This window comes from Marinobacter xestospongiae, assembly GCF_023156385.1.
GTDB classification, from domain to species: Bacteria; Pseudomonadota; Gammaproteobacteria; order Pseudomonadales; family Oleiphilaceae; genus Marinobacter; species Marinobacter xestospongiae.
In genome coordinates this window covers 66,586-85,300 of record NZ_JAKZAK010000013.1, presented here as the reverse complement: position 1 = coordinate 85,300, position 18,715 = coordinate 66,586, and the positions used below count along the sequence as shown (strand labels likewise).

General features: G+C 63.0%; 18 protein-coding genes. 7 read left to right on the top strand and 11 right to left on the bottom strand.

What is annotated here, in order from left to right; translation table 11 throughout:
• Window positions 1-16: 16 nt before the first annotated feature.
• Both MLD24_RS10770 and folE read right to left on the bottom strand, forming a co-directional pair.
• A complete protein-coding gene (locus MLD24_RS10770; protein ID WP_248166616.1) occupies window positions 17-883 on the bottom strand; it encodes a carboxylate/amino acid/amine transporter in 867 nt (288 codons plus the stop codon).
• A 96-nt stretch (window positions 884-979) separates the two neighbouring features.
• On the bottom strand, window positions 980-1,621 hold the full coding sequence (gene folE / locus MLD24_RS10765) for a GTP cyclohydrolase I FolE (protein WP_248166615.1): 642 nt from the start codon (window positions 1,619-1,621) through the stop codon (window positions 980-982).
• A gap of 272 nt (window positions 1,622-1,893) precedes the next feature.
• Here folE and MLD24_RS10760 point away from each other — a divergent pair, with 272 nt between their 5' ends.
• Entirely contained in the window at window positions 1,894-3,324 is a 1,431-nt protein-coding gene (locus MLD24_RS10760) for an MATE family efflux transporter (protein WP_248166662.1), read from the top strand.
• Here MLD24_RS10760 and MLD24_RS10755 read toward each other — a convergent pair.
• Window positions 3,285-4,286, bottom strand: coding sequence for a GGDEF domain-containing protein (locus tag MLD24_RS10755; protein ID WP_227172800.1), 1,002 nt, complete (start codon window positions 4,284-4,286; stop codon window positions 3,285-3,287). The two genes, MLD24_RS10760 and MLD24_RS10755, sit on opposite strands and share 40 nt — an antisense overlap.
• Window positions 4,287-4,533: 247 nt before the next feature.
• Between MLD24_RS10755 and MLD24_RS10750 the strand changes: the two genes are divergently transcribed.
• Window positions 4,534-5,658, top strand: coding sequence for an HD-GYP domain-containing protein (locus MLD24_RS10750; protein ID WP_248166614.1), 1,125 nt, complete (start codon window positions 4,534-4,536; stop codon window positions 5,656-5,658).
• Here MLD24_RS10750 and MLD24_RS10745 read toward each other — a convergent pair.
• Complete coding sequence (locus MLD24_RS10745; RefSeq protein WP_248166613.1) at window positions 5,638-5,895, bottom strand: DUF2798 domain-containing protein; 258 nt, start codon at window positions 5,893-5,895, stop codon at window positions 5,638-5,640. The two genes, MLD24_RS10750 and MLD24_RS10745, sit on opposite strands and share 21 nt — an antisense overlap.
• 86 nt (window positions 5,896-5,981) lie before the next feature.
• Window positions 5,982-6,410 carry a CBS domain-containing protein gene (locus MLD24_RS10740; protein ID WP_248166612.1) on the bottom strand — a complete coding sequence of 143 codons (429 nt, stop codon included), beginning with the start codon at window positions 6,408-6,410 and terminating at the stop codon, window positions 5,982-5,984.
• A 364-nt stretch (window positions 6,411-6,774) separates the two neighbouring features.
• Between MLD24_RS10740 and MLD24_RS10735 the strand changes: the two genes are divergently transcribed.
• Window positions 6,775-6,945 carry a hypothetical protein gene (locus tag MLD24_RS10735; RefSeq protein ID WP_227172804.1) on the top strand — a complete coding sequence of 57 codons (171 nt, stop codon included), beginning with the start codon at window positions 6,775-6,777 and terminating at the stop codon, window positions 6,943-6,945.
• A 125-nt stretch (window positions 6,946-7,070) separates the two neighbouring features.
• Here the strand turns inward: MLD24_RS10735 and MLD24_RS10730 are convergent, their stop codons facing one another.
• Window positions 7,071-8,000 (bottom strand): alpha/beta fold hydrolase, encoded by a 930-nt coding sequence (locus tag MLD24_RS10730; protein WP_248166611.1) that lies wholly within the window; start codon window positions 7,998-8,000, stop codon window positions 7,071-7,073.
• Window positions 8,001-8,275: 275 nt separating this feature from the next.
• Here MLD24_RS10730 and MLD24_RS10725 point away from each other — a divergent pair, with 275 nt between their 5' ends.
• On the top strand, window positions 8,276-9,637 hold the full coding sequence (locus MLD24_RS10725) for an alanine/glycine:cation symporter family protein (RefSeq protein ID WP_248166610.1): 1,362 nt from the start codon (window positions 8,276-8,278) through the stop codon (window positions 9,635-9,637).
• Between the two features lie 180 nt (window positions 9,638-9,817).
• Window positions 9,818-10,471: a peroxiredoxin gene (locus MLD24_RS10720; protein WP_248166609.1), complete on the top strand. Its 654-nt coding sequence runs from the start codon at window positions 9,818-9,820 to the stop codon at window positions 10,469-10,471.
• 77 nt (window positions 10,472-10,548) lie between these two features.
• On the opposite strand, the gene MLD24_RS10715 is transcribed toward MLD24_RS10720, so the two are convergent.
• The 3 genes from MLD24_RS10715 to MLD24_RS10705 are packed head-to-tail and all read right to left on the bottom strand — an operon-like array spanning window position 10,549 to window position 13,044.
• On the bottom strand, window positions 10,549-11,331 hold the full coding sequence (locus MLD24_RS10715; protein WP_425562359.1) for a MetQ/NlpA family ABC transporter substrate-binding protein: 783 nt from the start codon (window positions 11,329-11,331) through the stop codon (window positions 10,549-10,551).
• Between the two features lie 40 nt (window positions 11,332-11,371).
• On the bottom strand, window positions 11,372-12,037 hold the full coding sequence (locus MLD24_RS10710; protein WP_227172809.1) for a methionine ABC transporter permease: 666 nt from the start codon (window positions 12,035-12,037) through the stop codon (window positions 11,372-11,374).
• Entirely contained in the window at window positions 12,037-13,044 is a 1,008-nt protein-coding gene (locus MLD24_RS10705; protein WP_227172810.1) for a methionine ABC transporter ATP-binding protein, read from the bottom strand. Before MLD24_RS10705 ends, MLD24_RS10710 begins: the two co-directional genes overlap by 1 nt.
• Before the next feature lie 275 nt (window positions 13,045-13,319).
• On the opposite strand from MLD24_RS10705, the gene MLD24_RS10700 reads away from it, so the two are divergent.
• Both MLD24_RS10700 and MLD24_RS10695 read left to right on the top strand, forming a co-directional pair.
• On the top strand, window positions 13,320-14,753 hold the full coding sequence (locus MLD24_RS10700; RefSeq protein ID WP_248166608.1) for an HDOD domain-containing protein: 1,434 nt from the start codon (window positions 13,320-13,322) through the stop codon (window positions 14,751-14,753).
• A gap of 124 nt (window positions 14,754-14,877) precedes the next feature.
• Complete coding sequence (locus tag MLD24_RS10695) at window positions 14,878-16,356, top strand: flavin-containing monooxygenase (protein WP_248166607.1); 1,479 nt, start codon at window positions 14,878-14,880, stop codon at window positions 16,354-16,356.
• Window positions 16,357-16,442: 86 nt separating this feature from the next.
• On the opposite strand, the gene MLD24_RS10690 is transcribed toward MLD24_RS10695, so the two are convergent.
• Both MLD24_RS10690 and MLD24_RS10685 read right to left on the bottom strand, forming a co-directional pair.
• Window positions 16,443-17,051 (bottom strand): hypothetical protein, encoded by a 609-nt coding sequence (locus MLD24_RS10690; RefSeq protein ID WP_227172819.1) that lies wholly within the window; start codon window positions 17,049-17,051, stop codon window positions 16,443-16,445.
• 158 nt (window positions 17,052-17,209) lie between these two features.
• Window positions 17,210-18,697 carry an amidase gene (locus MLD24_RS10685; RefSeq protein WP_248166606.1) on the bottom strand — a complete coding sequence of 496 codons (1,488 nt, stop codon included), beginning with the start codon at window positions 18,695-18,697 and terminating at the stop codon, window positions 17,210-17,212.
• Between the last annotated feature and the right edge of the window lie 18 nt (window positions 18,698-18,715).

Here is an 18,715-nt window from a genome sequence, read left to right as displayed (position 1 = left end):
TGGACGCCGCGCCGTATCAGGCGGTTTGCAGGCGATGGGGACGGAACCGGACGTTCACCCACAACGACAGCAGGATCACGCTGCCGCCCAGAGCCAGGCGCAGCAGATCCGCATCGCGGTTCCAGATCAGCAGGTTCACCAGCAGACCGGCGGGTACCAGGGCGTTGTTCATGATCGCCAGGGTGCCGGCGTCCACCTCGCAGGCGCCCCGGTTCCACAGGAAGAATCCGAGACCGGACGCAACCAGACCCAGCCAGGCCAGGATGCCCCACTGCAGCCCGGTGGAGGGCAGTTTGTCGGCCTGACCGAAGATCAGGAAGGAAGGCAGCGCCACCAGCAGGGCGCCGAGGAAGAAGTAGCCGAAGGTGTGCCGGGGATTGGCCACGCCGGCGTAGTGCCGCATCAAGTGTTTGTAGCCCACCTGACCGGCGGCAAAGGTGGCATTGGCCAGCTGCAGCAGCAGGAAACCGGCAATGAAGTCCTCACTCAGGCCATCGTAGCGGATGATGCCCGCGCCCACGGTGGCAATCGCCGCCGCCACCAGCGCCATCGGGGTAAACCGGCGATAGAAGGCATCGTCAATGAGGGTGACATAGAGCGGCGTGAAGATGGTGAACAGCAAGACCTCAGGTACGGAGAGGTAGGCAAAGGATCGATACAGGCACAGGTAGGTGATCCCGAACTGCAGCGCGCCCACGGCCAGGGTGCCCAGCTGCAGCCCCGCCGGAATACCGCGCCAGCGCAGCAACGGCAGGAACACCAGCCCGCCCAGAAGAACCCGGGTCAGCACGGCAAAATCGCTGTCCACCCGGCCGGCGAGGAACTCACCAATCAGACTGAACGAAAATGCCCACAGGACCGTGACAACAACCAGCAGTGCCATACCACGCAACTCCCCGACCGGATAGCGGCAACCCTCCGGTTGCCTGCGAAAAGGAAGCGCACTTTACCACACTGTCAGCCGCCCACACCCGGGGCATCAGCCAGCGAGAAACTCCCGACGGCGGTCGCGATCGCTCTTGAACACCCCGCCCAGAGCCAGGGTCTCTGTCTCGGAACTGACGTCCATCACCCCCCGCGCCTTGACGCAGTAATGGGTCGCCTGGATCTGCACCGCAACGTCGTCCACCTCCAGCAGGGTCTGCAACGCCACCAGAATCTGGTGGGTCAGCCGCTCCTGAACCTGGGGCCGCTGGGCAAAGAAACGCACGATGCGGTTGATCTTGGACAGGCCGATCACCCTGTTCCGGGGCAGGTACGCCACCCGTGCCAGGCCATCAATGGTGACAAAGTGATGCTCACAGGTACTCAGCACCGCGATGTCCCGCACCCGGATCATCTCATCCACCCCCATCTTGTTGTCGATCTGGGAGATCTTTGGAAACTGGTGGTAGTCCAGGCCGGCGAACACTTCGTCTACGTACATCCGCGCAATGCGCTGCGGGGTGTCATGGAGGCTGTCATCGTTGAGATCCAGACCCAGGGTGGCGACCACCTCCGCCATCAGCTCGGTGATGCGTGTCACCTTCTGATCCCGGGTCAGTACGTTTTCGTTGAGGGGCGTTTCCAGGCCCTGCTCGATGAGGGCGGCCTGCACCGCTTGCGCTTCTGGGCTCAGCATGTCGAATTCCGTTAGTGACGACCATTCTCCCTGCATACGCCCATCTGCGCATCCGGGATCACGGGTTGATGACAACAGCGTGTCCGCTCTGTGACGAGCCGGTTATTATCCACAAGCATCTTCCCTTATGCACTAAGTAGGCGCCACGAGCTATCATGGACGGTCTTCCCCGGGGCGCCGACCCATCACCGCGGATGTCACCCTGATCCGTCGCCGTGACACCGGACCGCGCCCCTCAAACACTAAGACCTGGAACCTTCGCCGTGCAGACCCTGGACGACACCCATCAACCTCTCCCCGCCAGCCGCCAGCCGCTGGTTCAGCGCACGCTGTCGGAGTGGGGCACGCTGATCCGCCTGGGCGCGCCGATTCTGGTGGCGCAACTGGCGCAGATGGCCAATGGCGCCATCGATACCGTGATGGCCGGACACGCCAGCGCCGAGGATCTGGCTGCCGTGGGCATTGGCAGCAGTCTGTGGATGCCCCTGTTCCTGTTCTTCATGGGGCTGCTGGGAGCACTGCAACCGATCATTTCAGGTTACCGTGGCGCGGGCGACAATCATCGCATCATGCCCGCCACCTGGCAGGGGCTGTACATTGCTGCGGTCGGTGCGGTGCTGATGATGGTGGCGTTGGCCAACGTGCGACCGATCCTGGCGATGCTGGAACTGGAAAGCACCACCGCCGGTATCACCCAGGGCTATCTGGATGCCTTTATCTGGGGCGTGCCGGCGCTGTTCCTGATTGTCGCTCTGCGGGGACTGACCGATGGCCTCGGCCACACCAAGGTGATCATGGTGTTCTCGCTGCTGGGCACGCTGTGCAACCTGCCGCTGAACTACATTTTCATCTACGGCAAGCTGGGACTGCCGGCCATGGGCGGGGTTGGCTGTGGTTGGGCCACCGCCATTGCCAACGGCATTGCCGCGCTGGCCCTGGTGATCTATCTCAACCGCAGCGCGGCCTATCGCCGCTTTCACCTGCTGGCCAGCCGGTGCCGGCCGGATGGTGCCCAGATCCGCTACATCCTTGCGATCGGGGTACCCATCGGCTTCACCATCTTTGTCGAGGCCAGCATCTTTTCGGTGATCGCGCTGTTCCTGGCTCCGCTTGGACCGGTGGTGGTGGCCGGCCATCAGATTGCACTCAACGTCACCTCGCTGATGTTCATGGTGCCACTGAGCCTGGGCATGGCACTGACCCTGCGGGTCAGCTTCCTGGTGGGCGCCAGGGCTCCGGACACCGCCCGGCTGATCTCCCGCAGCTCGCTGCTGCTGGCCGGTGCCATCGCGCTGGTTTTTGCCAGCGGACTCTGGCTTGGATCGGGATTGATCGCCCAGCTCTACACCAGTGACCCGGAGGTTCAGGCGGTCACCATCGCGCTGTTGCTGTGGGCGGCGCTGTTCCAGATCGTCGACGTCATCCAGGTTACCTGCATCAGTGCCCTGCGAGGCTACAAGGACACCCGCATCCCGATGCTGATCATGCTGTTCTCTTTCTGGGGCGTGAGCCTGCCACTGGGGTATGTGCTGACGTTTACCGACTGGCTGGTACCGGCGATGGGGGCCGCCGGTTTCTGGATCGGGCTCACCGCAGGCCTGACCTCAGCCTCGGTGCTGCTGATGAGCCGACTGTTTCTGTTTACGCCGGAACAGGCCGACGATCAGCCAGCAACGGTAACCGGCGCCAGTGCTTCCGCGTAGATGATGCGGTCACGGCCGGCGGCCTTGGCCTGGTAAAGCGCCTCATCGGCCCGGGCCAGCCAGCTGGCGGCGTCGTCTCCCTCCCGCAGCAGGGCGATGCCGATGGAGGCCGTGACCGGCCCCGCCGGGCTCTTCAGGGAACGTCGCAGGCTGTGCTGGAGATGGTTCATCACCGCCTGCAGGCCGGATTCGTCCACCCCGGGCAACAGCAGTACAAACTCCTCACCACCGTAGCGAAAGAGCTGATCGCTCTTGCGGGTGTGCCGCTCCAGCAGGCTGACAAACTCCACCAGCACTTCGTCGCCAACACTGTGACCAAACTGGTCGTTGATACGCTTGAAATGATCCAGATCCAGCAACGTCAGGGCATAGGACAGACCGTTACGGCGATGGCTGGCCACCGCCGCGGTCAGCTCCCGGTCCATGGAGCGACGGTTCTTGATACCGGTCAGGGGGTCGAGGGTGGCCAACTGCTCCAGCCGGGCACGCTGGTTTTCGTTGCGCAGGGCAAACACGTAGGCACAGCAACTCACCACGACGGCAGTAGTCACGAACGACCACATCTGCTCCTGGGATGAGAACGCCGCGCCATGGATGATCAGCGCCATCACCGCCGCCAGGTTGATCAGCACCGCCACCGGCGCCACCGTCAGGAAAAAGCTGGTAATCAGCGAGGGATAGAGCCAGAACAGCCCCACTTCCCCCTGCACCGTTGCCACCGCAACGCCGCCGCCACAGGCGACAATGGCCAGGAAGAACCCGGACCGGTAGGTGTCACTGGTACGCCAGGCGTACACCACCGCGCCACAGATGCTGACCAGGATACTGAGATCGATCAGCCCCGCCAGGATGGTGCCCTGCCAGAACCGATAGAGGGCAAACGGGGTGATTCCAAGCACCGCACTGGCACCCAGCAGGGTGATGATGGAGAGGCGGAAGTTACTGCGAAGCCGGGAGTACATGCCAGGAGTCCATGTTGGTGTTGTTATTGGGAACTGTCCGTGTACCGCAATGATCAATGGGCCAAACCACAGCATATCCGAAAGGGCCAGACTGGAAATCCCCCGCCGACAAAATATGACATTTGTTCAAGTTTCTGCCAGCGTGCGCCCTGTCCGTCCCCCCACAGATCCGGTAGAGTAGCTTTCAACTACATTACAATAATTTGCGTTACCCGGTGGGAACCTCATCACAAGGGAAAGGAACGTTGTGACCAATCTTGTCCGTGTCGCCCCCGGTGCACTGGTGGTCGGCAAGCCACTGCCCTGGACGGTGTACGATGCCCACGGCCGGGTGCTGCTGACCCAGGGCTACGTGATCCACAGCAACGCCCAACTGGAGCAGCTGTTCGAACAGGGTCTGTTCCACCCCCGTATGCCGGAGAAAAAGGAGACGCCGGAAGCCACAGAGGATGTTCGCGACCGCAACCCGTTTTACGATTACCCGGTACTGCTGAACACCCTGGAAGCGACCCTCAACGCCATTACCGCCGGCGAGGCCAGTGCCTTCAAGCGCCTGCTCGGTCTCACCCGGCTGGTGCAGCGCAGCTGTCAGGAAGCCCCCGACCCGTGCCTGGCACTGGTGCACCTGTACTCGGTGGAACCCACCGCCTTCGAGCACACCCTGTTTCACGCCATTGTCTGCCAGATGGCGGCGGACCAACTCGGCCTGGACAACAACCGCGCCAGTATCCTGGTCGCAGCGGCGCTGACCGCCAACATCGCCCTGCACCCCATCCTCGACCGGCTCAATGCATCACCAAGAACCCTGAGCGATGACCAGCGCGACATCATCCACCGCCACCCGGAACGCAGCGCCCAGGCCCTCAGCCAGGCCGGTATCGACAACAGCCTGTTGCTCGACATTGTGCGTCAGCATCATGAGCGGGCGGACGGCGCCGGCTATCCCCGGGGGCTGGAAGGCGGCGACCTGCTGCCGGAAGCGGAACTGCTGTCGTACGCGGAACTGTACGTGGCACTGATCACCCGGCGCGGCTACCGTCCCCGCCTGTCGATCGGCGACGCCCGCAAATCGCTGCGGGAAGCCGGCAGTCTGAGTGCCCGGCCACGGTTGTGCCAGGCCTTGCTGGCGGCCCTGACGCCCTACCCACCGGGCTGCCTGGTGCGGCTCGCCAACAACGAAGTGGCGGTGGTCACCCACCGGCCCCAGGTCGCCAGCGGCCATCGCGCCCAGGCCATCATCAGCGCCCAGGGTGACCGCTATCTGGGGGCCTTCCAGCGTCACTGTCAGGAACTGGACTACAACATTCGCGCCCAGGTAGAACCCGATGTGATGCCGTCCATGGACTTCGGGTTACTGTGGGGGTTTGGTTAGGCGAGCCATCACCGCGTCGGTGATGCGGTGGGCCAGCGGAGCAATCACCGACACCAACGGGAAGGCGACAGCCCAGGCCACAATGAAGGCATGCAACCAGCGCTGCGGAAAACCGGCGTCCAGGCCGGTATTGATCAGGGTCACCACGGCTGACATCAGCAGCGACATCAACCCCGACATCACAAACGCAAACACCAGGTTGCGGCGTCGGCCACCGAGATGGGCAGTTTTGGACATAGGGGACCTCTGATTGGATAGGACGCTATGTTCTACCAGAGTCCTCCGATCAGGATGATACGTGTAACTACCAACTCGGCCGACGGTCAGTCCGTCTCTGCGTAACGGCCCGTCTCCAGGCCGCAGCCCAGTTTTGCCAGTTCCGCCAGGATCGCACTGCGGGTGACGATGCCCACCAGACGGTCATGGTCCACCACCGGATAGACTTTGGGCTTGCCGGCCCCCAGGTTCTGGGCCAGGTCCACCACCGCCATTTCCGGGGTCACCGTGACCGGGGCATGAAACATCACATCATTGACGATGGGTTCACCCTCGCAGTGGTAACTGCTGACCAGCAGGGCATGAATGCAGTCCTGCTCGGACACAAACCCGATCACTTTGCGGTGATCGTCCACCACCGGCAGTCCGGACACATGGTTACTGAGCAACGCCTTGACCACCTTGGCCAGGGGAGTACTGCAACGGATCGGCTCGATATGGTTCCACATCACATCGGATACTTTCAGTGAGCGCATGAAACGCGACCTCCTGGGTTGAGACGAGGTTGGAGTGGGGCTCTCTATAACCATAGGCAATGGCACCACAAACAGGAAGGTCACAGCCTGCAATTCTGCCCCTCAACGGGACACACTTACATGCACTCTGCAATAAAAATTTACGCAGAATCAGTGCCCCTACGTATTGTTGATAGATGGTCACTTACTATACAGTAGCACTGTGTTCCGGAGACCCCTCCGAACACTCCTGGAGGCCCTCCAGGAAGGCGCCGACCGATCCCGGCAACGGCGTCCTATCGATGGACTGAAACTTTGGCAAACCCGGAAACCACAGGAGCCTTATCGGACTCCTGGGATGGCTAATGCATTTAGGAGGTGTACCATGCGTTTGAACAGCCTGGCTATCCGTTTTCGTCGCAACCGCGCTGTGGTTGCTGACACCGTTGAGCAGCCGCAGGCGCTCACCCTGGGTCGTCGCCAGAGCATGACCCTGGAGTCACTGAACCGTGCGGCCCAGACCCGCAGCCTGAAAGCCGGCATGCGTGTACGCTAAGCGGTCTTGACGACACCAGAGAAAAATAACCAACACGGAGGACCACCCCCGTGGAGAGTTCGACCTGATGGCCAGCCCGATGACAATCCGGCTGGCCATTTTCGTTTCTGAGCGCTGGGTTTTGCTCACCCCGTCCGCGACTGGGACGCCACCGCCAGACCAATATCGGCAATCCGGGCCAGCAAGGGCACCGGCAGGTCATGCCCCAAACCCTCAATCAGTTCCAGCCGCGCCTGTGGCAACAGATACTTGAGCTGTTCCGCGGCCACCGGCCGCACCAGCGGGTCCTGGCGACCGTGAATGATCGCCGCAGGCACGCGAATCTGCCGGGTCCAGGGCGTCAGGCTGCCCGTGGACAGAATCGCCCGGGTCTGCCGCAGAATACCAGCCGGGTGGTAGCTACGACGGTAGTCCGCCACCAGCCGCGCCCGCACGTCCGGCGCCGGCGTGGGGTACCCCGGGCTCTGGATCGCCTGCCAGAACGCCAGACTGCGGGCCACCACCGAGGCCTCATCGTGCCCCTTGGCACCGACTCCGGCGAGTTTCCACACCAGCCTGGGCTGGGGCAAAGGCAGCCGCGGGCTGTTGGTTGAAGTCATGATCAGTGCCAGCGAGCGCACCCGCTCGGGCCATCGCGCCGCCGCCAGCTGACTGATCATGCCCCCCATGGAGACGCCAACCAGGTGCGCCTGCTCCAGCGCCAGCGCATCCATCAGATCGCGGACATCACCGGCCATGTCATGAAGACTGTAGGGACCGTCCACCGACAGCCCCAGCCGGTGCCGGGCCATCATCATCATCGGGTGGCCGCTGAGGTGCTGCTTGAGGTGGCTGGACAGACCGATGTCGCGGTTATCAAAGCGGATCACCCGGAACCCGGCGTCGGCGTAGGCATCCAGCAGGGCCTCCGGCCACAGTGTCATCTGCGCCCCCAGCCCCATGATGAACAGCACCGGTTCGCCGTCCGGATTGCCCCGGGTTTCCACCCAGAAACGCAGGCCTCGGGTGGTCACCTCGCGCTGTTGTGGCAGGTAATGGCTGGGCGTGGTGGTCATGGCAAACTCCTGAACTGGGCTAAGGGAGCGGATCACAGCTCCCACTGAAACCAGACGATGTTGTACGACACCCATGCCTGCTTGCCAATGCCCCTGCCGTCCCCGATCCCGGCACCTCGGTCAATCCCCTGTTACAGCAATGGTTTACACCAGCGTTTCAACAGCTAAACTCAATCTTTTATTGACCTTGCCAACAATTAAAACCGGCGCAGGCGCCATCACAGCCCGCCTTCAGAAACGGGTGACGCCTGCGTGAACCAGACCAGGAGACGCAGATGGAAGCGATTTCAAACTTTGTGGGACAGATCAACTCGCTGGCCTGGGGGCCGCCGATGCTTGTGCTGATCCTGGGGGTAGGGCTGTTCCTCAGCATTGGCCTCAAGTTCATGCCGATTCTCAAACTCGGCGCCGGCTTCCGGTTGATGTGGCAGGGCCGCAGCGGCTCCGACCAGGCCGGCGAGATTCCGCCATTCCAGGCACTGATGACGGCGCTGTCCGCCACCGTGGGTACCGGTAACATCGCCGGTGTCGCCACAGCGGTGTTTCTGGGCGGGCCCGGTGCACTGTTCTGGATGTGGCTGACCGCACTGGTGGGCATGGCCACCAAGTACTCCGAAGCGGTACTGGCGGTTCGCTACCGCGAGGTGGACGAGCGTGGTGCCCACGTTGGCGGCCCGATGTACTACATCCGCAACGGCCTGGGCCCCAAGTGGGCCTGGCTCGGCGTACTGTTCGCGCTGTTTGCTGCCATTGCCGGTTTCGGTATCGGCAACACCGTGCAGTCCAACTCGGTGGCGGATGTGCTGGAAGCCAACTTCAACCTGCCCACCTGGGCCTCGGGCGGCATCCTGATGGTGCTGGTCGGGCTGGTACTGATCGGCGGCATCAAGCGCATTGGTCAGGTCGCCAGCGCGCTGGTGCCGCTGATGGCCATTTCCTACGTCACCGCCGGTGTGGTGGTGCTGGCCATCAACGCCAGTGAGATTCCCAGTGCTCTGCAACTGGTCTTCACCCACGCCTTCTCCCCCATTGCCGCACAGGGCGGGTTTGCCGGCGCCGCCATCTGGGCCGCGCTGCGATTCGGTGTGGCCCGGGGTATCTTTTCCAACGAAGCCGGCCTCGGCTCAGCGCCCATCGCCCATGCGGCCGCCCAGACCAACAACCCGATCAACCAGGGTATGGTGGCCATGCTGGGAACCTTCATCGACACCATTATTATCTGCTCCATCACCGGCCTGGTGATCATCACCTCCGGCACCTGGACCAGCGGTACCGAAGGCGCGGCCCTGACCTCCATGGCGTTCGCCGACGCCCTGCCCGGTATCGGCAACTACATCGTGGCCATTGCCCTGGCGATCTTTGCCTTCACCACCATCCTTGGCTGGTCGTTCTACGGTGAGCGCAGCGTTGAGTTCCTGTTTGGCGTCAAGGCCATCATCCCCTACCGGGTGCTGTGGGTGCTGGCGATTCCCCTGGGCGCCACCTCGGACCTGGGTTTCATCTGGCTGCTGGCCGACACCCTCAACGCCCTGATGGCACTGCCCAACCTGATTGCCCTGGCACTGCTGAGCCCAGTGGTGTTCAAGCTGACCAAGGAGCATTTCAACCGCCAGCGCGAACTGGGAGTGAAATCCTGATATGGATTCACGGGGGAGCCGCTGTTGAACGTTGGTTCTGATGAACGTTGATTTACGTCCGCTCTTCAGCGCTTCCCTTGTGTTCTCCGACAGCCATCCCCATGGTAACTCAGAGGACACTGGTGAACTGGCCGGTCCGGGGTCGGGCCGGCCTGACCCGACAATGAAGGAGGACACCGCATGAGTCTGAGACTGGGAGATACCGCGCCGGATTTCGAGCAGGAATCCACCGAAGGCACCATCCGCTTCCACGATTGGCTGGGGGACAGCTGGGGGGTGCTGTTCTCGCATCCCGCCGACTTCACCCCGGTGTGTACCACCGAGCTGGGATTGACGGCGAAACTGCACAAGGAGTTCGCCCGCCGTAACGTCAAACCCATCGCCCTCAGCGTCGATCCGCTGGATTCCCACCGGGAGTGGATCCACGATATCAATGAAACCCAGGAATGCACGGTGACCTTTCCCATCATCGCCGATGCCGACCGTACGGTTTCCACCCTCTACGACATGATCCATCCCAACGCCGACGACACCCTGACGGTGCGCTCGCTGTTCGTGATCGACCCGCAGAAAAAAGTGCGGTTGATCATCACCTATCCCGCCAGTACCGGTCGCAATTTCAAGGAAGTCCTGCGAGTGATCGATTCGCTGCAGTTGACCGATGAGCACAAGGTGGCAACCCCGGGCAACTGGGAGAAAGGCGAGGACGTGGTGATAGTGCCCTCCCTGCAGGATGAGGACGAAATCAGCAAGCGCTTCCCGCAGGGCTACAAGAAAGTCCGTCACTATCTGCGCATGACGCCGGACCCCTACAGCAACTGGAGCGGTGACTGACCGCGCAACCTTTTCTGCAGATCAAAAAAAACCGGTCGGAACCCGACCGGTTTTTCTTTACTCGCCAGGCGACTGGCTCAGAATGCCGGCACCACGGCACCCTCGTACTTCTCTTCGATGAAGCCTTTCACCGCCTCGGACGTCAGGGCGTCAGCCAGCTTCTGCATCGCTTCGCTGTCCTTGTTGTCCTCACGGGACACCAGGATGTTGACGTACGGTGACTCCGCACCCTCAATGATCAGGGCATCTTCAGACGGGTTCAGGCCGGCTTCCAGGGCGTAGTTGGTGTTGATCATGGCCACGTCCACTTGATCCAGCACCCGCGGCAGGGTGGCTGCTTCCAGCTCGTAGAACTCCAGATCCTTGGGGTTTTCGGCAATGTCACGGGGCGTGGCGGTGATCTTGCTGCTGTCTTCCAGGGTGATCACGCCGGCCTGCTGCAGCAGCAACAGGGCACGGCCGCCATTGGTGGGGTCGTTTGGGATGGCGATGGTCGCGCCTTCGGTCAGCTCATCCAGTGATTCAATCTTGCTGGAGTAGGCGCCAAACGGCTCAACGTGCACACCCACCACGCTGACCAGGCTGGTGCCACGGCCATCGTTGAACTCGGTCAGGTAAGGCTGGTGCTGGAAGAAGTTGGCGTCCATCCGCTCCTGATCCACCTGGATGTTGGGCTGAACGTAATCAGTAAACACTTTGACATCCAGATCCACGCCCTGCTCCATCAGCTGGGGCTTAACGAACTCCAGAATCTCGGCGTGGGGCACGGCAGTGGCGGCAACACTGAGTTTGTCCGCAGCCTGGGCGGCGGAAGCAGCGGCGACGGCGGCCAGGGCCACCAGGACGTTTTTCAGTTTCATATCCTTACCTCTTGGTTTTGGAGTCGTTATTCAAACCCGCTCAGCGACGGCTGAAATAGGTCACCAGGCGATCACCGGCCATCTGCAGCAGCTGTACAAACACCACCAGCAACGCCACGGTAATCACCATCACGTCGGTCTGGAAGCGCTGATAGCCAAAGCGGATGGCAAGATCGCCAAGACCACCGCCCCCGACCACACCGGACATGGCGGCGTAGGACACCAGGGTGATGGCGGTCACGGTAATGCCCGCAATAATGCCCGGCAGCGCCTCCGGCAGCAAGGCACCGAAGATGATCTGGCGGACGGTGGCGCCCATGGCCTGGGTCGCCTCAATGATGCCCCGGTCCACTTCCCGCAACGAAGTCTCCACCAGGCGGGCAAAGAACGGCGCACCACCGGCCACCAGCGGCGGAATCGCGCCGGCGACCCCCAGGGAGGTACCGATGATCATCACCGTCACCGGGATCATCACGATCAACAGAATGATGAACGGTACCGAACGCAGCACATTCACCACAAACGACAGCACGGCATAGGCCATCGGCTGCTCCAGCAGCTGACGCTTGCCGGTCAGGAACAGCAGCACCCCCAGAGGCAGGCCGATCAGCACGCTGAACAGCAGCGACAGGCCGACCATCACCAGGGTATCCCAGCTGGCCCAGCCGATTTCCAGCCAGTCGACGTTGGACAGTAGATTTTCCATCAGCGTAGCACCTCCACATGCACGTCGGCGGCTTTCAGGGCGGCCATGGCGATATCCAGGTCGCCCCCCACCAGGGACAGAGTGAGCTGCCCGTAGGGGGTATCCTTGATGTGGTCAATGCGCCCGGAGAGGATGCTGAAATCCACCCCGGACTCCCGCGCCACCTTGCCCAGCAGGGGTTTGTAGGTGGATTCCCCCCGGAACGTCAGTCGCAGAATGCGGCCTTCAGCGTGGGACAGGTCTTCCTGCAACTCGTCGCGATCGATGTTCTCGCTCTCGAACACGAAATCCCGGGTTGTGGGGTGTTCGGGATGCAGGAAAACATCGCTGACCGCACCCAGCTCCACCACTTCGCCGGCATCCATCACCGCCACCCGGTCACAGACCCGGCGAACCACGTCCATCTCATGGGTGATCAGCACAATGGTCAGGCCCAGCTCGCGGTTGATGTCCGCCAGCAGTCTCAGTACCGACTGGGTGGTCTGGGGGTCCAGGGCGCTGGTGGCCTCGTCACACAACAGGATTGACGGCCGGCACGCCAGTGCCCGGGCAATGCCCACCCGCTGTTTCTGGCCACCGGACAGCTGCGAGGGATACTTGCTGGCATGGTCGCTGAGGCCGACCCGGGCCAGCAGTTCGTCCACCCGGTCACGGATCTGCTGGCGCGAGTAGATCCCTGCCAGCTTCATCGGGAAGGCGATGTTGTCCGCCACAGTTTTCGACGACAACAGGTTGAAGTGCTGGAAGATCATGCCGACCTTGCGACGGAATCCCCGCAGCTGTTCAGCGTTGTAATCGGTGACGTTCTCGCCATCAATCAGGATACGCCCACCGGTGGGGCGCTCAAGGAGGTTGATCAGCCGGACGAGGGTGGACTTGCCGGCACCGGAGTGCCCGACAATGCCAAATACCTCGCCGGCCGCAACGGTCATACTGGTGGCCTTCAGCGCAGGGATCGCCCGGCCGCCCACTTCGTACGACTTCTGGACCTGGTCAAATTCAATCACGGAGCAGCCTTGTGAGTGCAGCGTTAAAATGGGGTGGGATTATAGACTAAACCGTGGTCAAACCCGAGCACGGAAGGTCGTTGAATGCCACTACCCGCCGGCATTGCGGGCCAGGTACTAAAATGATGCAGCGGCCCAAATGCAAAAGGCGGTTAACCGCCCCTGACGCCGCGGGTTGACTGAACTAGACTGTGCATTAAGAGACCCTGCGCCACACCGACCCGGTGGTGCAGCGGTTTCCCGATGTCTCCCGGCGAGTGACTGGACAGCCTGTATTGACCGACCGTACCGACGTTCCCGCACGGATGAATTCTGCCCAGGCATGGGTCGCTTACCTGAGCAAGGTCGAACTCCCTGTTCTGGCCAATACCCTGCGTAACATCGGCGAGCTCACCGACAGCACCAGCAGCACGGTGAACGAGCTGGCTCATGTGATCCTCAACGACGCCCAGCTCACCTCCCAGGTCCTGCGACTGTCCAACACCGTGTTCTACAACCAGACCCGGACCCAGGTCAGCACCGTCAGTCGGGCCATCACCCTGATCGGGTTCGATGCGGTCAAATCCATGGCCATTTCCTCGCTGATCGTCGACACCCTGCTGCAGCGCAGTGATCGCCCACACCTGCTTCGGTGTCTGGCACGTGCTCTCCATGCCGCAGTCCAGGCCCGTTGCCTGCTGCCCAGGCGCAGCAGCCAGGCCCAGGAAGAGGTGTTCATCGGCGCCCTGCTGATGAACATTGGCGAGCTGACGTTCTGGTCCTGTGATACCGAACAGGCCGATGAGCTGGAACTGCGCCTGCACGGTGATGAAAGCGAGGCCGACGCCCAGCGGGCGGTGTTGCACACCACCTTTGTCACGCTCACCCGGGGGCTGGTGGAAGCCTGGGCCCTGGGGCCATTCATCCGCGAAGCGGTCGCCCCCGGCCAGGCACGATCGCCGGAAGCCCATCTGGTGCAGCTGTCGGTGGAACTGGCACGGGCGGCCGAGCAGGGCTGGCACAGCGAGGCGGTGGCGCGGGTACTGACGCCCCTGGCCCGGGCGACCGGTGAGTCGGTCACCGATCTGCCAGAACAACTGACGAGCAACGCCGAGGAGGTGGTACAGATTGCCTCGTCCCTGGGCATTCCCCAGGTTGCCCAACTGTTGCCGGGCAACCAGCCCGAGAGCACCGACCAGCCCCGCCAGGAGGCGCCGGTGCGTGATGCCGACGTACAACTGCAACTGCTGCGGGAACTGACCCGGGTGCTGACGGAAAAACCCGACATCAACACCGTGTGCCAGTTGGTGAGCGATGGCATCCAGCGGGCGGTGGGGCTGCAACGGGTGGCCCTGCTGATGACCGACCGTAGCGGCGACGCCCTGGTCCCGCGCCGGGTGGCCGGTCCCCACACCGAAGGTTGGAAGGCAGACTTCCGGGTACCCCGGAACGGCCACGGAGAGCTGGGCGAACTGCTGCCCCATGGTACCGCGATCTACCGGCCACCATCGGATGCCCCCGGCACCGCCGCAGATCCCTGGCTGGGGCGGGTGCCAGCGCTAACCGGCGCCCTGGTGGCCAATGGCCGCCTGCTGGGCATGTTCTACGCCGACAACGCCGGCGCCCCCACCACACCGTCTGAAGCCCAACGCGCCGCCTTCGACCACTTTATCCAGCATGCCCAGCTGTGCCTGACGCTGATCTCCCGCCGGGACACCACCCCGCCCTGATGCGGTTTCTGCCAGTCTGTTTGGCAAGCCCCGGATATCTGTCCCCCTTGGCCCTCGTGACCACGGCCAAGGTTGACTACCCTGTTTGCTGAACCTCCAAACCTACCCGGACAGGACACCCGCCATGACCCAGAACACCCCCCTCGATATCGCCATCATCGGTACCGGTTTCGGTGGCCTGGGCATGGCCATGCAGCTCAAGAAGGCCGGTATCGACAACTTTGCCCTGCTGGAGAAGGCCGACAGCGTCGGTGGCACCTGGCGCGACAACACTTACCCGGGCGCCGCCTGCGATGTGCAGTCCCATCTCTACTCGTTCTCATTCGAGCCCAAGAGCGACTGGACCCGCAAATTCGGTCTGCAGCCGGAAATCCGCGCCTACCTGGAAGGCTGTGCCAGCAAGTACCAGTTGCAGCGCCACATCCACTTCAACCAGGAAGTGACCGCCGCCGATTTCGACGCGGACGCCGGTCTCTGGCGCCTGCAGACGGCCACCGGTGACCGCTTCCTGACCCGCATTCTGGTGACTGCGACTGGCCAGCTCAACCAGCCCGCCTACCCACACCTTGACGGGTTGCAGCGGTTCCAGGGGCACGCTTTCCATTCCGCCCGCTGGGACCACCGCCACGACCTCAGCGACAAACGGGTGGCGGTGATCGGCACTGGCGCCAGTGCCATCCAGTTTGTGCCCCAGATTCTGCCCAAGGTGCGCGAGCTAAAGCTGTTCCAGCGCTCCGGCGCCTGGGTTATCCCCAAACCGGACCGGCCCTTCAGCGGGTTTGAGCAGTACCTGTTCAACCATTACCCGGTACTGGACCGGCTCTATCGCACCCAGATCTACTGGCGCAACGAGTCCCGGGCGCTGGCGTTTACCCGCTTCGGTTTTCTGCTGAATGTGTTCAAGTGGCAGGCCAAACACCTGGCGAAGAAGCACGTCCGGGACCCGGACAAACGCCGCAAGCTGATCCCGGACTACCCGGTGGGCTGCAAACGGGTACTGATCGCCAACGACTGGTACCAGGCGATAGACCAGGATCACCTGGCGCTGATTACCGACGGCATCGACCACATCGATGAGCGCGGTGTGGTCACAACCGATGGCCAGCACCATGAAGTGGACACCCTGATCTACGGTACCGGCTTCAAGGCCACCGATTTCCTCAGCCCGATCACCATCACCGGACTCAACGGCCAGTCCCTCAACGACGCCTGGCAGGACGGCGCCGAGGCCTACAAGGGCATGAACGTGGCAGGGTTTCCCAACCTGTTCATGCTCTATGGCCCCAACACCAACCTGGCCCACAGCTCCATTGTGTTCATGCTGGAGTCACAGATCCGCTATGTCATGCAGTGTGTCCGCCTGTTGCAGGACCCCGGCCTGCACTACATCGACGTCAAGGCCGAGCGCCAGCGGGACTATGTCTCCGGGCTTCAGCACCAGCTCAGCCACAGTGTCTGGGAGTCCGGTTGCGATTCCTGGTACAAGACCGCCTCCGGCCGCAACACCAACAACTGGCCAGGCTTCACCTTCAGCTTCCGGCTGATGACCAGCAAGCTGGACCTGCAGGACTATCACCTTCAGCCGGTGCCGGCCCGGGGCTGAACGGGTATGAAAAAGCCCGGTCTGGCCGGGCTTCTGGGAGGATTGTGCGGTTATTACGCACGATTGGGGGGGATTGGAGAAGGGCCTCAGTGCAGTGCCCGCAGTTGCCGTGGGTACAGCGCCGCGCTCACTTCCGGCTCTTCCAGCAGATCCGCCAGTTCACGATCCACTTCGGTTTCTTCGCCCTCTTCAGGCAGCGGCTCGAACAGGGTATCGAGCCAGGCCGTGACCTGGGGCGCATCGTCGCGACCGTAATCGGTCGACAGGGCGCCAATGCCCCGGAAACCAATGATGCGCTGGTGGCGCGGATCGCGAATCTGCTCGAACCCCCGCCAGTAGACCCGGTCACGGGTATGCAGTTGCACGAACAGGGTGTCGATAGGCTCGGCCTGCTCGTCGTCGCTACGCCCGCTTTCAGCCTCAACTTCGGCGTCCGCAGCCACTGCGGGTTTCTTGCGGATGGTGGTCCAGGCCGGATACAGCAGGGCCACGGCATCGGCTTCCACGTGTTCACGCGCCGCCCTCAGGATCAGCGCCCAGCGTGCCTTGTCGGCATCGGTGTCCAGTGAGTTGATGGGCAGGTCATAACTCTGCTCATTGGTGAGCACTATGGCCATCATCGGGGCATCCAGCTCCCCCATGGCCTCAGCCTGCGCTACGGATACCAGCTCTTCGATTGCCATCGGTTGGTTCATCGTTCACTCGCCTCCTCGATGCCATCAGGTGTCAGGGCCGCTTCGTTACCAATTGGCCGGGACCCTGACTAACAGCATAGCCTGTTCACCCTGCAAAGATAAACGCCCGGTGCCCGCAAGCGGATCACCCGGACGGCTCTGCAGCGCCCACGTTGCAATCAGCCCAGGGTGTCCAGGCGCTCGTACTGACCGAACCAGGGCAGCGCCTCTTCCAGCTGCGCCGCCACCTGCAGCAGGGTCGCCTCATCGCCGCTGGGGGCGCCCAGTTGCACCCCAACCGGCAGACCATCGGCGCTCCAGTGCAGTGGCACCGACATCGCCGGGGTACCGGTGAGATTGGCCAGCTGGGTGAACGGGGTCCGGGCCAGGCTTTCCAGTGCCAACTGATCAACCTGACCACTGCGGTGCACCAGACGTCCAGCCTTGAGCGCGAGCATCAACCTGGCCATCAGCTGCAGGTGCGCCGGTGTGTTCATCTCGCCGATGCGCGCCGGCTTCTGCCCGGCGCTGGGGCAGAGGTAGAGGTCGTAGCGCCCGAAGAACTCTCCCAGAGCGCGGCCGAAATCGTTCCACTGCTGGCGCATGCGAACGTAGTCCGGCAGCGGCAGGGCCCGTCCCAGCATAGCCAGTAGCCGGGTTTCCAGCTCAAAATCGCCGTCTTTCGCTCCCCAGTCGTCCTGGGCCCGTGCCATAGCCGCAGCCACCTCACCGAAGTACAGCCCCAGATAGCAGCGGGCCAGGGCGGGGCCATCATAGTGGGGCCGAGCCAGCTCAACCTCATGGCCCAGGCTTTCCAGCAGGCGTCCGGTGGCTTCCACCGCCTCGACGTACTCGGGGTCAACCTCGGTGTGATAGGGCGACTCGGTGAACAGGCCGATACGCAGCGGCCGGGGCGCCTGCTGCATCAGCTCGGCGTAGGGCTGCGCCGGAGGTGCGATGCGGAACGGGTCGCCCTCGGCGGGGCCCGCCAGCAGGTCCAGCATGGCGGCACTGTCACGGACGGTGCGACTGACCACATGGTCCACCGAGGCGCCGGTCCAGGCCTCGCCCACCAGCGGACCGGCAGACACCCGGCCGCGGGAGGGCTTGAGACCGAACAGGCCGTTGTAGGCCGCAGGAATACGTATGGAGCCACCACCGTCGTTGGCACCGGCGATGGGCACAATCCCCGCCGCCACCGCGGCACCCGAGCCACCGCTGGAGCCTCCCGGCGTCCGGCTCAGGTCCCAGGGGTTGCGGGTCGGCCCCCACAACTTCGATTCGGTGACCGCTTTCAGGCCCAGCTCCGGCGTTGCGGTGCGTCCCAGGAACACCAGCCCGCCGCTGCGGCTGCGACGGACAAACTCAGAATCGGTGCGGGCAATGTTGTGGCGGAAGCCCCGGCTGCCATAGGAACACAATACCCCTTCCTGCTCCTGGGCCAGGTCCTTGAGCAGGAACGGCACGCCGGCAAAAGGCGCATCCTGCGGCAGCGGATGGCGGCGGGCCTGCTCGAACTGGGGCTGACAGATGGCGTTGATACGACGGTCCACGGTCTCGGCACGGCGGATGGCGGCGGCACAGACCTCCTCGGCACGCACCTCGCCTCGGCGGATCAGGTCCGCCAGGGCGACGGCATCAAATCGCAGGTATTCGGCTTCCTTCATTGCGGCTCCCTCGTCATG

Coding starts and splice junctions, on each gene's coding strand:
- MLD24_RS10715 (WP_425562359.1), bottom strand. CDS start 11,331: ATGAAACTGAAAAACGTCCTGGTGGCCCTGGCCGCCGTCGCCGCTGCT.
- MLD24_RS10725 (WP_248166610.1), top strand. CDS start 8,276: ATGGAAGCGATTTCAAACTTTGTGGGACAGATCAACTCGCTGGCCTGG.
- MLD24_RS10710 (WP_227172809.1), bottom strand. CDS start 12,037: ATGGAAAATCTACTGTCCAACGTCGACTGGCTGGAAATCGGCTGGGCC.
- MLD24_RS10690 (WP_227172819.1), bottom strand. CDS start 17,051: ATGAACCAACCGATGGCAATCGAAGAGCTGGTATCCGTAGCGCAGGCT.
- MLD24_RS10685 (WP_248166606.1), bottom strand. CDS start 18,697: ATGAAGGAAGCCGAATACCTGCGATTTGATGCCGTCGCCCTGGCGGAC.
- MLD24_RS10740 (WP_248166612.1), bottom strand. CDS start 6,410: ATGCGCTCACTGAAAGTATCCGATGTGATGTGGAACCATATCGAGCCG.
- MLD24_RS10770 (WP_248166616.1), bottom strand. CDS start 883: ATGGCACTGCTGGTTGTTGTCACGGTCCTGTGGGCATTTTCGTTCAGT.
- MLD24_RS10735 (WP_227172804.1), top strand. CDS start 6,775: ATGCGTTTGAACAGCCTGGCTATCCGTTTTCGTCGCAACCGCGCTGTG.
- MLD24_RS10695 (WP_248166607.1), top strand. CDS start 14,878: ATGACCCAGAACACCCCCCTCGATATCGCCATCATCGGTACCGGTTTC.
- MLD24_RS10730 (WP_248166611.1), bottom strand. CDS start 8,000: ATGACCACCACGCCCAGCCATTACCTGCCACAACAGCGCGAGGTGACC.
- folE (WP_248166615.1), bottom strand. CDS start 1,621: ATGCTGAGCCCAGAAGCGCAAGCGGTGCAGGCCGCCCTCATCGAGCAG.
- MLD24_RS10755 (WP_227172800.1), bottom strand. CDS start 4,286: ATGTACTCCCGGCTTCGCAGTAACTTCCGCCTCTCCATCATCACCCTG.
- MLD24_RS10745 (WP_248166613.1), bottom strand. CDS start 5,895: ATGTCCAAAACTGCCCATCTCGGTGGCCGACGCCGCAACCTGGTGTTT.
- MLD24_RS10720 (WP_248166609.1), top strand. CDS start 9,818: ATGAGTCTGAGACTGGGAGATACCGCGCCGGATTTCGAGCAGGAATCC.